This is a genomic window from Candidatus Binatia bacterium, from assembly GCA_023150935.1.
GTDB lineage: Bacteria > Desulfobacterota > Binatia > HRBIN30 > HRBIN30 > JAKLJW01.
Map to the genome: position 1 here is coordinate 1 of JAKLJW010000046.1, position 13,592 is coordinate 13,592.

A 13,592-nucleotide genomic window follows, 5' to 3' on the forward strand; every position below is an offset into this window, starting at 1 on the left:
GCTTGAGGGCGCGCTCGACAATCGTGTTGTCCAGCGGCGCCCCGGGCTTGCGCAGGAAGAGGACCAGCTGCCGCCAGAGCAAGCTGGCAGGCCACCCACTCACGACGTCGCGGCAATGTGTCCAACCACCGTCCACGAGCCGTCACCGCGGATGCCAGCGCGCGCGGCACAGGCGTCCGCACACACCGGTCCGCACACACCGCCCCGGTGTGCCCGTGTCGAGAGCGCGCCCCGGCGTCGTTCATGTACTCGCTCGGAGGCCACACGTGCCGAGTCCAACGGGGGTGTAGAGCAATCGATGCCGAAGGCGATAGCGATACCGACCCCGAGGGGAACTCGCTGCCAGGGAAATGCCGAACAAGACGCTCCACCAGACCGACACCACGGGGCCGAGCGGCCGGGCGGGCAGCGCTCCCGTCCGGCGCCCGCCGGTGAGCTTCGGAGTTATGGCCGTCCCCTGGGGCAGGCCCTGACCCGACCGGCGTTTCGGATTGACTCCGCGCCGGACGGAGAGGAAAACTCATACCCAGGACCATGCTCAACGGCCAGGGTAACCCGTCCGGGGGGGGCAACCCCACCCTTATCCATGCGCACGCGTCGCGCATCGACGTGAAGATCGGCTTCGCCTGCAACAACCGCTGCGAATTCTGCGTCCAAGGAGAAAAGCGATCGCAGTACGGACCGCGATCGATCGAGCAGATGCGCGGCGACCTGGAGGACGGGCGGCGGCGCGGCGCCGCCGGCATCGTCATTACGGGCGGCGAGCCGACCATCCACCCCACCGTGCTCACCGTCGCCCGGCTGGCGCGCGAGATGGGTTACGCAACCGTGCAAATCCAGTCGAACGGTCGCATGTTCTCCCACCGGCCGTTCTGCGAAGAGGCGATGGCCGCCGGCGCCAACGAGTTTGCCCTCGCCCTGCACGGCGCCGTGGCAGAAACCCACGACCGTCTGACCCGCGCCCCCGGGGCATTCCGCCAGGTGGTCGCCGGCATCCGCAACCTCGTGCAGCTCGACCAGCGCGTGCTCATGAACACGGTGATCACCTCGGCGAATTATCGCGAGCTGCCAGATATCGCCCGGCTGTTCGTGCGGCTCGGGGTCCTGCAGTACCAGTATGCCTTCGTGCACATCCTCGGAACCGCCGCGAAGAACGCCACCTGGCTGGTCCCGCGCAAGACCGAGGTGATGCCGTACGTCAAGGCAGGGCTGGACGTGGGCCGCGCCGCCGGCGTGCGCTGCATGACCGAGGCCATCCCGTTCTGCTTCATGCGCGGCTACGAAGACTGCGTCGCCGAGCAGATCATCCCGCGCACGGTCGTCTTCGATGCCGAGGTGACCCTGGAGGACTACACCGCGTACCGCCAGACCGAGGGCAAGGCCAAGGGGCCGATGTGCGAGCGCTGCGTGTACTTCCAGCGCTGCGAGGGTCCGTGGGTCGAGTACCCGGCGCTCTTCGGCTGGGACGAGTTGTGCCCGGTCGAGACGCTGCCGGCGCCACCCGCCCCGGCCTAACGCCACGCACAGGCGTACTCGATCTGCCGGCGACGGCCCGGGGCGATCGTCGCCTGGCCTGTATGCGCTCCCCGGATGGCAAGGGAATCGAGGAATCGTCATGTATGCCAAGGGCTGAGGATGTCCTCGTAGCCGTGCGTGAATGGGTGGAGAAGGCAGAGAACGATCTCAAGACGGCCGCGAGGCCGTTCGCATTGCGCGTCACGTTCGAAGATGGGCACGCGAAGTTCTTCGGGCAGCGACGAGCCCCCACCGGTAACGCTGAGGGAGCACCTCCCACGCAATCGGTAATCCCCGGCCAACGGAGACCACACCCCACAAGGTTCTGGCGTTTCGCTTTGGGGTTGTGATACCTCTTGAGGACACCGGATCGAGCGGAGGAAGTCCAGGCTTCAGTGTCGTCGTGGCGACGGATCCATGCTTCTAGAAGTGTCTCCAGTGCGTCGCGAACTGCCCCTGACGCCCGGGAACCGGCAAGGCGTGGATCTGCGCCTGCCCTCACTCGCGGGTCCGCCGACCTTTCCCTGGCGGCACTCCCCTGCCGCCACGAGCCGCCAACGCCCAGCCACCGAGGTCCTCGCCGCGGCCCGTGCCGCCGCCGAACAGCCCGGGGCGTTCCTGCTCGGTGGTGGCGAACCGCTGCGCCGCGCCGATCTGGTGGAGCTTATCGCGCATCTTGCGCCACTGCGGCCCTTTAACCTCGGCCTGTGCACGTTCGGCTACGGCATCACGGCAGCGCTGGTGCAGCGCCTGCGCGACGCCGGCCTGCACCGGGTACACGTGCCGGTTCACTGCGCCCGGCAGGACGCGCACGACTGGCTGGTCGGCCAGCCCGGCGCGCTCAGGACGGCTCTGCGGGCGATCCGCACCTGCGTCGCGGGGGGTCTGCCCGTGACGGCGGATATCGTGTTATCGCGCCCGGCAGCGCCCCATCTGGTCGAGACCGTGGAGGTTCTGGCCCGCCTGGGCGTACGCGCCATCAACCTCCGGCGCCTCGCCGCCGGCGACACCGACGCCGCCGGCTTCGTCGCCCTGTCGCCGCGCCTCGGCCTCCTCGAACCCACCCTGGAACGCGCCGCCGCCGTGGCACTCGAACGCCGGGTGAAGTTGCGCCTGCGTGACCTGCCCCTGTGCACGGCACCGCGCCTGCGGTCGCTTTACGCCCGCCGTGAAAGCGAGGCCTGGGTAATGCCGGACGGCACCGTGCAAGCGTGCACGGCAGCCGGCATCGGCTGCCCGGGTTGCCCCGAATCGCCCACCTGCAACGGGGCGCCGCCCGACTACGTCGCACGGTTCGGCTGGGAGGAGTTCGCCGATCGACGGTGCGCGGCGGAACGACTGCACGAGACGGTGACGGAGGCGCGCACCGCAGCCCGGGCAGTGCCGACGGCACCAATGGTTTTCTCCTGGCGTGGCCCGCCGCGCGTGCGCTGCGAAACCTGCGCAGACGCGGGGGACACCCTGCCGCCCGCAACCCGGACCGGCGAGCCGACACGGGCGATCCGCGCTCGTCTGGTCAGGGCGGCTCGGTACCGGCCGCTCGTGTTGCAACTGGTGGGGGCCGATCTCCTCGCCCATCCCCGAGCCGTCGCTCTCGTGCACGACGCCATCCGCCTGTTCCGCCACGTTGAAGTCGCCGCCGAGGCCAGCCCCACGGTCGATTGGTCGGACCTCGATCTGCGGCGGCTGAGAGAGCTTCGCCGCCTGGACGTCGCCCTGTACGGTCCCGACGCAGCCGCCCACGACGCGCACTGTGGCATCCCCGGTGCGTTCGCCGCGATGCTGCGCGGGGTCGAGCGCTTGCGCGCCGAGACGGCAATTCCCATCGGCGGTTACGCCGTCGTACACGATGCTCGTTCCGTCGCGGCCTTTGCCACAGCCTGGGATGCCGGACGCTTACCGGGCTCGCCCCGCTTTCGCCTCTCCCCCCGCGGCGGCGCGATGGACGAACTGATCGAGTGCGCGCGCCAACTACCCGCGGGACCGGCGCGTACGGCGCTGCTCGCCGTGCTGCCGCGCTGCCTCCTGTGCGCCGAGCCCGGGCTCGGCGCCGGCCGCGACACCGCCGATGTCGTCGCGCCCGCCGTCGCGGCGCGGCGCCAAACCGTGGCCTGCGGCAGGCCAATCCCCTACCGGCCCCGCGGGTCAGATCCCGTCGGAGAGTTCGAACCCTGCGTCGGCGGCGCGGCATCGTGCGGGCTCCCCGACTGCACCGGATTTGCGGTGGGCTGGCAACACAATGCGAGGTCGCAACGATGTCTGGTGACACGCTGAAGGGAGCCATGCTGGCGCGCGAGCGCGTCGCCAACGTACGCAAGCACTGGGTCCGCTGCGTGACCGCCTGCAACAGCCGCTGCATCTTCTGTCTGGATACCGACGCGCCGCGCAACGTGTACGTCCCCGCCGACGACGTCCGGCGCGAACTCCTGCGCGGCCGCGAACAGTACAATGCCGACAAGGTCATCCTGTCCGGCGGCGAGGGCTCGATCCATCCGCAGTTCATCGACTTCATTCGCTACGCCAGGGAAATCGGCTACGAACGCGTCCAGACCGTCACCAACGGCGTGCTGTTCGCTCGATCCGAGTTCTACCGGGAAGCCGTCGCCGCCGGACTTGGCGAGATAACGTTCAGCCTTCACGGCCATACCCCGGAACTGCACGATCGCCTCACCGGCACCCCGGGCGCGTTCCGCAAGCTGATGAAGGGAATGATCCGTGCCGCACGCGACGGGCGCGTCATCGTCAACGTCGACATCTGCATCAACAAACAGAACGTGGCCGTCATCGACCAGATCGTCGAGTTGTGCCTGTCGATCGGGGTCCGCGAGTTCGATCTCTTGCACGTGATCCCCCAGGGGGTGGCCTTCGAGAACCGGGACCAGCTCTTCTACGACCCGATCGATTATCTTCCCCGCCTCCAGAAGGTCTTTCGCCTGAACCGCCACCCCAGTGTCGTGGTGTGGACGAACCGCTTTCCGGTGGAATTTCTCGAGGACCTCGAAGACCTCATTCAAGACCCGCACAAGATGCTCGACGAGGTCAACGGCCGGCGCTACCAGGTGCGCCGCTATCTCGACGAAGGCGTTCCCCTCGAATGCCGGCAGCAGGAACGCTGCCAGTACTGCTTCATCGAACCGTTCTGCAACACGGCGGACCGCGTCATCGAGCGCCAGAACCGCGCCGCATGGGACATCTGGTGGATCGGGGCGATCGACGACCCGGCGGTGCCGGCGACCGAGTCGCTCACCGCCGCCACGCTCCCCTTCGGTTGCCATAGCGTGGGCATCGAAATCGCCGACCTGGCCGACCTCGAACGGCACGCCATCCCCGCCGACGTCGGCATCTACGTTCTGCCGCACCGGGTGTCGCGCCTGCCGAACCGCGCGGCGGTTGCCTACCCCCTGCTCATCGCCGTTCGCGACGCCGCGGCGCTGGAGGTCCTGCTGGCCGAACCGGCCTTACCGGCCGGCGTGGACCTGGAAATCCAGCTCACGCAGAACACCGCGCCATGGTTGCTCGCCAACCGCGCCCGTGTGAGCACGCACCAGTCGCGCCTGCGCATACACCACCCGAACCACGAACTGCTGAAGGACGCGGTGGCCAACAACGTCGCCGATCCGAAGGCGTTCTTCGCGGCACTCGATCTCCCGGTGCGCGTGAGCGGCCTGCCGGCTTGTCTGGCGCCGCACACCGAACTCGCCGAGGCGCCGGCCGTACTGCACCAGACGCTCTTCGAGCGCGACAGCGGCAGAATCGACATCCGCGAGTTGGCGCGCACGCACGTCATCGAGGGCTACTGGGGCAAGTCGCTGCGCTGCCGCAACTGCGTGGTCGATGCCCGCTGCGACGGGGCGCACATCAACTTCCTGCGCGATCGGGGATTCGCCCAACTGCAACCGCTGATCGACGGGGCCTGGGCCGAGGCCGCCGCGGCCCAACTCGCGCGGCTGCGCCCGCAAGCTCCGGCACGGCTGCGCGACGGCCGGCCTCCGGAACCCGTGGCCCCCAGCCTGCCCGGCCACGAGGCGCCGCAGCCCACGCCGGTCGAACCGCTGATCGTTCTCGGACAACAGGTGCGCGAGCGCCGCGAGCAGCGCCGGCGGCAAGCCCAGAAAGCGGCACCGCCGGCGGCTTAGGCCGGCCGGTCCGCACCCCCTCCGCGATGGCCAACCTCGGCTACCTGCAGCTCACGCGAAACTGCTACCAGAGGTGCCAGTTCTGCAGTAATCCGCCGACCGGCGTACACCTGGGCGAGGAAGAGTTGCGGGCCAACATCGACCGCCTGGTGGAACTGGGCTACGACGGCGTCATTCTCACCGGCGGCGAGCCGAGCATCTCCGAACTGCTGTTCCCCGCGCTGGCCTACGCTCGCCAACGAAACCTGTCGAGCCGCATGATCACCAATGGACAGAAGCTCGCCGACAAGGGTTTCTTCCGCCGCTGCGTCGAGGCCGGGCTGACCCACATCCACGTCTCCCTGCACAGTTACCGGCGCGAGGCCCACGATTTCATCACCCAGTACCGCGGCGCGTGGGACCTGGTCGTCGAGTGCCTCGGCCACGTGCCGGATATGGGCATTACCTGCGACGTCAACACCGTCATCAACGTTTATAATGCCGATCACCTGCACGAGACGGTGCAGTGGATCGGCGAGCAGTTCCCGTTCATCCGCCACTTCGTGTGGAACAACATGGACCCCGACGGCAACCGGGCCGAGGAGAATCCGGACTGCATCCCGCGGCACTACGAATTCCAGGTGTCGCTCGAGAAGGCGATGGAGTATCTCGCCGGCGTTGGCCGCAGTTTCCGCGCCGAACGGGTTCCCCTCTGCTATATGCGGCGCTTCGCCTGGGCGTCGACGGAGACCCGCAAGATCATCAAGGAAGAGGAACGCTGCATCCGCTTCCTCGATGCCAAGGGCTTTATTCACCAGAAGGAGTTCCTGCACGGCAAGGGCGATGCCTGCGACGTGTGCCGGTTCGATCCCATCTGCGCCGGCATCTATTCGATGGCGAGGAGCTTCGACGAACGCGAGCTTTCGCCCGTCTTCGAAGACCCCACCGGCGTTATCACCTCGGTCCTGCGGAGACCGCCCTCCGCCGATCTGATGGCGCGGCTCGAACAACGACGCGGCCGTCGTTCCATGACGGAACAGCCGTCGCTCGAGGCCCGGCAGGCAGCCATCCTGCGGCCCCTCTAACTATGGTCCGACTACTGTTCATCAACCCACCGCTCGTACTCGATGACGATTTCATCGATTACCCGTACTTCGCCAATCACGGCCTGCTGTGCTGTGCCGGTGCGGCGGCCCGGGCGGGTGCCGCGGTCGAGGTCTACGACGCCTTTGCGCTGCCTTCGTCGGGACGGTACCGCCGCTCGGATGGCGGCTTCGTCCTCGGGGTACCGCACGCCGACTTCGCGGCAACGTTGCCTTCCGGCGCCTACGATGTCGTCGTGTTGGGCGCGCCGGTGTTCCTGCGCATCGAGGCCGCGTACCCGGAGACCGATGCTCTGATCGCAACCCTGCGGGCCCGGTATCCGCGCGCGGTCTTCGTGCTCACCGACGCCTACGTCGGCGGCCAACACTACGTCGACTACGACGGCGCCGCGGTCCTGCGCCGCTACCCGCAGTTGGACGCGATCGTGAAGTACCCCGGCGGCCGCCGCTTCGGCGACCCCGAGTATATCGCCACCCTGGGTGGGAGTCGGCACGTGTTAACCGACGCCGGCGAACGCGCTGCTGGTCCTTTGCAGGCGTTCTATTTCGTCGACGGAATCGATCTCGTTCACTACGACCGTTTCCTGGACCGCTGTTTCGGCGACGGACTGTGGGAGAACACCTTCGGTATCGGCCCCGGCACACGGCCGATCGTGACCAGCACGGGCTGTCCGCACCGCTGCATCTTCTGCACCAGCAACCCGGGCTGGCGGCAGAGCGGGCGCAAGCTCTACGAACCGGTACCGCTATCGCATCTGCGGCACTGGGCCTTCCTGCTCCGCAACGTGTTCGGAGCGCACAAGCTCATCGTCCTCGACGAGATGGTCAACGTCAGACCGGACTTCGAGGCCATGTTACAGGCGTTCAACGATCTCGACCTGACCTACGACTTCCCCAACGGGGTGCGCGCGGATCACCTCAGCCGTGAAGCGGTTGCACTGATGCAGGGACGCGTATCCATGCTGAGCGTCTCGGCGGAGAGCGCAAGTCAGACCGATCTCGACGGCCCGATCGGCAAGAAGCAGAAACTCGACGCCATCGACCGGGTTGCGGCCTGGTGTCGGGAACTCGGCGTACCGCTGATGGCGCACTACATCATCGGCTTCCCCTGGGAGACGCCGGCTCACGTCAGCGGCACGCTGGCGATGGCCTGGGATCTGTACGAACGCCACGGGGTGTGGCCGTCGGTGCAGTTCGCCACGCCGATTCGTGGCACGGCGCTGCACGAGCAGTGCGTGGCACTCGGCCTGATCCCACCCGACGGGGTCGATCTCAAGGATGGGGCGCTCTTCCAGCATCGCCCGTGCTTCGACCCGCCCGGTTGTCCACCCGATTACGTCCGCCGTGCGCGCACCGCCTTCGACATGAAGCTTTCCGCGCGCGCCGCCCGTAAGCTCATCGTCAACATCACTTACGCCTGCGGCAATCGGTGCGTGTTCTGCGCCACCGGCGATCGCATTACGGCCATGCTCGGCTGGGACAAGATCGAGGCCGTGCTCCATGAACACCGGGCGGGCGGGACCGAACATCTCGACATCGACGGCGGCGAACCCACCCTGCATCCCCGCCTCATCGACGCCGTGACCCTGGCTCGCCGCCTCGGTTACCGCTCGATCAACGTCACCACCAACGGGCGCATGCTGCGCGATGCGGCCTTCACTCGACGGCTGTTCGACAGCGGCATCACCCACCTGCTGATTTCCCTCCACGGCGCCACCGCCGACGTGCACGAGGCGGCCACGGCGGCTCCGGAAAGCTTCGAGCAGACGATGAGCGGCATCGACAACGCCATGGCGCTGCGCCCCGCCGATGTGCCCGTGGGCCTGAACGTCACCGTCACGCGCTGCAACGTCGACCATCTCGTGCCGCTGGCCGCCCTCGCCGTCGCCAGGGGTTTCTACAAGATCAACCTCCAGCTCACGACCCCGTTCGGGCGGGCCTACGAGGAGGTGGCACCGCCACTCGAAGAGGCGGCCCGGGCCGTGATGGACGTCATCGACCGCTACTCGAAGGCGATCGACATCGCGATTATCAACGCTCAGTTCTGCGCCTTCCCCGGCTACGAGCAATACGTCGCCGCCGACCTCCAGAAACTGGGCCGGACGATGATTTTCGCCGCCGACCCGCGCTTCCCCGAGCAGGTCAACCTGTACGAGTGGCTGAGTGCCCGCCGCGAAAAACGCGCGGTCTGCAACGACTGTCCGTGGACAACGGTCTGCGACGGCTTCCAGGTCTTTGCGCAAGAGGAGCCGGACATGCGCATCGAACGGGCTCGGCCCGCGATCGCACTGGCGTAGCCGATGACCACGTTGCAACTGGGTCGAGAAACGGTCGAGTACGCCGATGTCGTCGTCGACGTCATGATCGGCTACGAGTGCAACGTCCAGTGCGACTACTGCTCGATCACCGACGAGATGCGCCGCGAAAGCTTGCCGACCGCCGCGATTCTGGAGCAGTTGCAGGACGCCCGGGCGCGCGGCGCCACGCGCGTGAGCTTCGGCGGCGGCGAACCGACGATCCGCCGCGGCCTCTTGCCGCTGGTGCGCTGGTGCCGGGATCGCGGGTTCACGTCGATCAAGGTCTCGTCCAACGGCCTGCTCTACGCGTACAGGTGGTTCGCCGAGGAGGCCAGCGACGCCGGCATAGACGACTTCCACATCTCCTTCATGGCGCACACGCCGGCGCTCTACGAAAGCATCATGGGTAAGACCGGCGCGCTCGACCTCGTCACCCGGGGCGTGCGGCATCTGACCGCGCTCGGCCACAAACCCGTCGGCGATCTCATCGTCAAGAACGACACCTGGGTGCACCTCGCCGACATCGTCGAGCACTGGGCCGCCCTCGGCGTCGAGGTCTTCAACCTGTGGCTGGTGTCGCTGTCGGATCGCAACCGGGACAACCTGGCCTCGCTGCCGCGGGTCACGGAAATGCGCGACGGCATCTGCGCTGCCTTCGAGCGCGGCCGGCAACTGGGGGTCGCTGTCCGCTCCCGGCACATCCCGCGCTGCCTGCTGCCGGGATACGAAGATCACATCGCCGATCTGCGCGAGGACAAGGTCCTGGTCGTCACTCCGCGCACTTCGTTCGCGCTCTGGGAGTCGCGGATTTCCCCGAACGCCTACGCCGAGAAGTGCGCCCCCTGCCGTCACATGCACGACATCTGCCTCGGGGTGCGCGGCGATTATCTCGAACGCTACGGCGACGACGAGCTCCGTCCCGACGTCGCCGCGCCGGCGGAAGGACAACCGTGAGACCGCGGACAGAGATCGAAGCATTCGATCCGGGCACGGGCGTCATGACTCTGTCGCTCGATATCGACCTGTACCCGCGCGAGGTGCTTTACGCGGGCGCCTACGTGTTCCTCGACCGCGCCTATGTACTGCTCGACCGCGACGGCGAACGCGCCATCGTTCATCTGCGCGCCAAGCAGCCTCTCGACGAACCTACCCTGCGCGCCATGGCGGGCGAGTTCGAGAACGAACTGCTCGCGCAGGCGTTCAGACACAAGGTGTTCAAGGCTAATCGGTCGATCATCGAGCAGATAACCGGCCTCGCGATCGGTAGCGCCGCAGGTGCGTGGCCGGGTCCCGAAGCGCATCCCGCCCAATCCCCGGCCGCTCCGCAAGGCCTCGACGATGGCCGCGACTTCCTCGACGACCCGCTGGGTATCGCCGCACCGTGGAGCGGCGCCGGACCGCACGGACACGACGATGGCACCGACAACTGACGCGAACGGCGTAACGGTTCGTTTGCACCGCACGCTCTACACGGAGCCGGCCATCGCGGCGGCGGCCGCCACCTTCGCCGACTTCGCAACCTTCTCCGTGGGCGTCGACGGCGATCATTTCGTCGTCGCCGTCGCCGATATCGGCAACGACGTCGAGGGCGACGTCGTTGCCGAGTTCTGCAACTTCGCGCTGGCGAACACCATCGCCGGCACGCTGGTGGAGTCGGCATGAACCGTGTTGTCGCCGCGCTGTCGGAGCACACCCGATGAACACACCGGACACGCTGCTGCCGCGGGGCCGGCAGGTAGATTTCACCGCACTGTCGGATCCGGAGCGCTGGAGACCGGAGTTCGCGGTTCCCTTCAGTCAACGTCGGATCGGCGGCAAGGTGCTGATCGCCAACGACCTGGGCGACTGGCTACTGCTCACGCCAGAGGAGTTCAGGGATGTCGTCGAGGGTCGACCGTGCCCGGGCGAGCCGCTGTACGAGAAGCTCAAGGCCGCCAACTTCGTCGCCGCGGAGATCGACCTCGCGACCCAGGCCGGTCGCTGGCGGCGCAAGAAGCAGTACCTGTTCTACGGCCCGACGCTACACGCGTTCGTGCTGACCCATCGTTGCAACCACGGCTGCCAGTACTGCCACAGCTCGATCGTCGGCATGGACCGCTTCGACACCGACATGCCCGTCGACACCGCGGAGCGCGCCGTCGATATCGCTTTCGAGACCACCGCCGCCGCACTCACCATCGAGTTCCAGGGCGGAGAGCCGCTCGCCAACTGGCCGGTGCTGCAGCACGTCGTTGAGTACGCACTGAGGAAGAACGCCGTGGCGAACAAAGTACTGTCGTTCGCCCTGGTCACGAATCTGTCCTTGATGGACGACGCGAAGCTCGACTACCTGATCGAACATCGGGTCCAATTGTGTACGAGCCTCGACGGTCCCGCCGACCTGCACAACCGGGTGCGCTTTTTCAAGGACGGCAACAGCCACGCTCTGGTCCGCCACTGGATGAAGACCATCAATGCGCGGTATGCCGACCTCGGTCTGGACCCCGAGCACTACCGGGTCGAGGCGCTGCCGACCATTACCCGGCCGGCGCTCACTCGCTGGAAAGAGGTGGTCGACGAGTTCGTCGCGGTCGGCTGCCGGGCGGTATTCCTGCGCAAGCTGGATCCGTTCGGCTTTGCCGCCCGCAGTGCGAAGACCCTCGGGTACTCGATGGACGAGTTCCTCGAATTCTATGCCAACGCCGTCGACTACATCATCGCGCTCAACCGGCAGGGGGTGCAGGTGATGGAACGTCACGCCGCAATCATGCTCAACAAGATCCTCACCGACGACGAGCCGAACTACCTCGATCTGCGCATCCCCGGCGGTGCCTGCATCGGGCAGGTGGGCTACGCACCCGACGGCAGCATCTATTCCTCGGACGAGGGGCGCTTTCTCGCCGCGGCCGGCGACCCCCTGTTCAAGATCGGCACCGTCAACGACAGCTACCATAGGCTCATGACCAACGCTTCGACCCGAGCGATGGTCATGGCCGGCTTGAACGACGGGCAGCCCGACTGCGTGAGTTGCGTCTACAAGGCCTGGTGCGGCCAGCAGGTGGAATACAACTACAAGACCCAGGGCAGTCTGCACGGGCACATGCGCGATTCGGTGTGGTGCAAGAAGCACAAGTCGATCTTCGACTACCTCATGCACAAGCTCGAATCGGCAACCGCGGACGACATGGAGATGTTCCGGCGCTGGACGACCAACCGCCAGCTCGATCACTTCATCATCCTGTCCGGCTGAGCGAGGGGCGAGAGATGAGCAGCGGTACTGACGAGATTGGCGGCCACGGCCTGGTTCTGCCTGCGGAGCCGGTCGACGAGCGGCGCGCCGTGGCGGCGGCGTATGCACGCTACCTCGCCTCCTGCTGCCGCATGTTCGTCGCCGCCGGCGGACAACTCCCGGTGGAACTGCGCGCGGCTCACCGCCGCGCCGCCGAACTGGTGCGCCTGGCGCTGCGGCATGCCCCGGGCGAGTTGCTCGCGTGTTTCCGTTCGCCGACGATCGGGGCCCCACTGCACTGTCTCGGTTTGCGAGAGGATTTGCCCGCCTTGCGCGCGCGAATCGACCGCGAGGCGGCCACGACGATCCCGCAGTTGCTCTTCGAGATGGCGCTGCGGCGCCTCATTCCCGCGGGTCAGGAGGCGGTGTGGGACCACGGCGCGCCGCGTCTGACGTCACTGGCGATCGGCGGAGAACTGGTGCCGCCGCCGGCGGCCACGGCCCTACGCTTCTCGGCGGAAGGGGTTGTCGCGACCGGCGGCGCGCGGGAGCTGGCGCGGCTCCCGTTCGATCGCGGCGCGATGACGCAGGCGCTCGACGCCACCCCCGGCTCCGGCTTTCGTGTCGATCGCCGGTTCTGGCCCATCGGCAAGGTCGCTCATCTCGCAACCGTCGACCACAACCCGATCGCCACGTTCGAAGCGCACCCCGAAAAGGCCGGCAACCACATCGACCTCGGCGGCCGTTCGCCGGAGGAATGGGTGACGAGCCTCGACGAATCCTTCTCCCTGATCGAGCGCTTCATGCCGGGCGAGCTGGCCGAGATGAAGCTCCTGCTGCACTTCGTCGTACCGGTGGGCTTCGACGCCGAGCGGCACCTCTCCGCCTCCTACCGCGAGGCGGTCGGCACGGTTTACCTGACGCTGCACCCCAACGCGATGACGATGACCGAGGCGGTCGTACACGAGTTTCAGCACAACAAGCTCAACGTCGCGGCTCACAGCGTCGATTTCCTGCGCAATCCGTTTCATCCCCTTTACAAGAGCCCGGTCAGACCCGACCCCCGACCGTTATGGGGCATTCTGCTCGCGGTGCACGCCTTTCTGCCGGTCGCGGAGCTGTACCGCCGGATGCGCGCCGCGGCGCACCCGTGGTCCCGGCTTCCCGATTTCGACCGGCGCCTGCGCGAGATCGACCTGAAGAACCGCGAGGGAATGGAAATGCTGCGCGCCCACGCCGACTTTACGGAGGCCGGACGCACCCTGTTCGCGGAACTCGAAGCGCTCGAGCCGGCGGCAAGCCGAATTACCTTGACCGGGACGGCGGGGCTGCAATAGACATCGCGCATACGGGT

10 protein-coding genes are annotated in these 13,592 nt (G+C 67.3%); all 10 read left to right on the forward strand.

From position 1 onward, the window contains the following. Positions 1–534 precede the first annotated feature (534 nt). The 10 genes from L6Q96_19630 to L6Q96_19675 all read left to right on the forward strand — a co-directional run bounded on the left by L6Q96_19630 (position 535) and on the right by L6Q96_19675 (position 13,575). The gene (locus tag L6Q96_19630) at positions 535–1,515 is read left to right on the forward strand and encodes a radical SAM protein (protein MCK6556766.1); all 981 of its coding nucleotides are present in this window, start codon (positions 535–537) and stop codon (positions 1,513–1,515) included. A gap of 438 nt (positions 1,516–1,953) precedes the next feature. Further along, positions 1,954–3,789, forward strand: a complete 1,836-nt coding sequence (locus L6Q96_19635; GenBank protein ID MCK6556767.1) for a radical SAM protein — start codon at positions 1,954–1,956, stop codon at positions 3,787–3,789. Continuing rightward, positions 3,771–5,651 (forward strand): radical SAM protein, encoded by a 1,881-nt coding sequence (locus tag L6Q96_19640; GenBank protein ID MCK6556768.1) that lies wholly within the window; start codon positions 3,771–3,773, stop codon positions 5,649–5,651. The genes L6Q96_19635 and L6Q96_19640 overlap by 19 nt, the downstream gene beginning before the upstream one ends. Positions 5,652–5,677: 26 nt before the next feature. Next, on the forward strand, positions 5,678–6,715 hold the full coding sequence (locus tag L6Q96_19645) for a radical SAM protein (protein MCK6556769.1): 1,038 nt from the start codon (positions 5,678–5,680) through the stop codon (positions 6,713–6,715). A gap of 2 nt (positions 6,716–6,717) precedes the next feature. After that, positions 6,718–9,030, forward strand: coding sequence for a radical SAM protein (locus L6Q96_19650; GenBank protein MCK6556770.1), 2,313 nt, complete (start codon positions 6,718–6,720; stop codon positions 9,028–9,030). 3 nt (positions 9,031–9,033) lie between these two features. Further along, entirely contained in the window at positions 9,034–9,984 is a 951-nt protein-coding gene (locus L6Q96_19655) for a radical SAM protein (protein MCK6556771.1), read from the forward strand. Continuing rightward, a complete protein-coding gene (hxsD, locus tag L6Q96_19660) occupies positions 9,981–10,460 on the forward strand; it encodes a His-Xaa-Ser system protein HxsD (protein ID MCK6556772.1) in 480 nt (159 codons plus the stop codon). The genes L6Q96_19655 and hxsD overlap by 4 nt, the downstream gene beginning before the upstream one ends. Beyond that, positions 10,444–10,692, forward strand: a complete 249-nt coding sequence (locus L6Q96_19665) for an HxsD-like protein (protein ID MCK6556773.1) — start codon at positions 10,444–10,446, stop codon at positions 10,690–10,692. Before hxsD ends, L6Q96_19665 begins: the two co-directional genes overlap by 17 nt. A gap of 34 nt (positions 10,693–10,726) precedes the next feature. Then, positions 10,727–12,259, forward strand: coding sequence for a His-Xaa-Ser system radical SAM maturase HxsB (hxsB, locus tag L6Q96_19670; protein MCK6556774.1), 1,533 nt, complete (start codon positions 10,727–10,729; stop codon positions 12,257–12,259). Between the two features lie 14 nt (positions 12,260–12,273). Then, positions 12,274–13,575 (forward strand): HEXXH motif-containing putative peptide modification protein, encoded by a 1,302-nt coding sequence (locus tag L6Q96_19675; protein MCK6556775.1) that lies wholly within the window; start codon positions 12,274–12,276, stop codon positions 13,573–13,575. The last annotated feature ends 17 nt before the right edge of the window (positions 13,576–13,592 follow it).

Coding starts and splice junctions, on each gene's coding strand:
- L6Q96_19645 (MCK6556769.1), top strand. CDS start 5,678: ATGGCCAACCTCGGCTACCTGCAGCTCACGCGAAACTGCTACCAGAGG.
- L6Q96_19675 (MCK6556775.1), top strand. CDS start 12,274: ATGAGCAGCGGTACTGACGAGATTGGCGGCCACGGCCTGGTTCTGCCT.
- L6Q96_19655 (MCK6556771.1), top strand. CDS start 9,034: ATGACCACGTTGCAACTGGGTCGAGAAACGGTCGAGTACGCCGATGTC.
- L6Q96_19665 (MCK6556773.1), top strand. CDS start 10,444: ATGGCACCGACAACTGACGCGAACGGCGTAACGGTTCGTTTGCACCGC.
- L6Q96_19630 (MCK6556766.1), top strand. CDS start 535: ATGCTCAACGGCCAGGGTAACCCGTCCGGGGGGGGCAACCCCACCCTT.
- L6Q96_19640 (MCK6556768.1), top strand. CDS start 3,771: ATGTCTGGTGACACGCTGAAGGGAGCCATGCTGGCGCGCGAGCGCGTC.
- L6Q96_19650 (MCK6556770.1), top strand. CDS start 6,718: ATGGTCCGACTACTGTTCATCAACCCACCGCTCGTACTCGATGACGAT.
- hxsB (MCK6556774.1), top strand. CDS start 10,727: ATGAACACACCGGACACGCTGCTGCCGCGGGGCCGGCAGGTAGATTTC.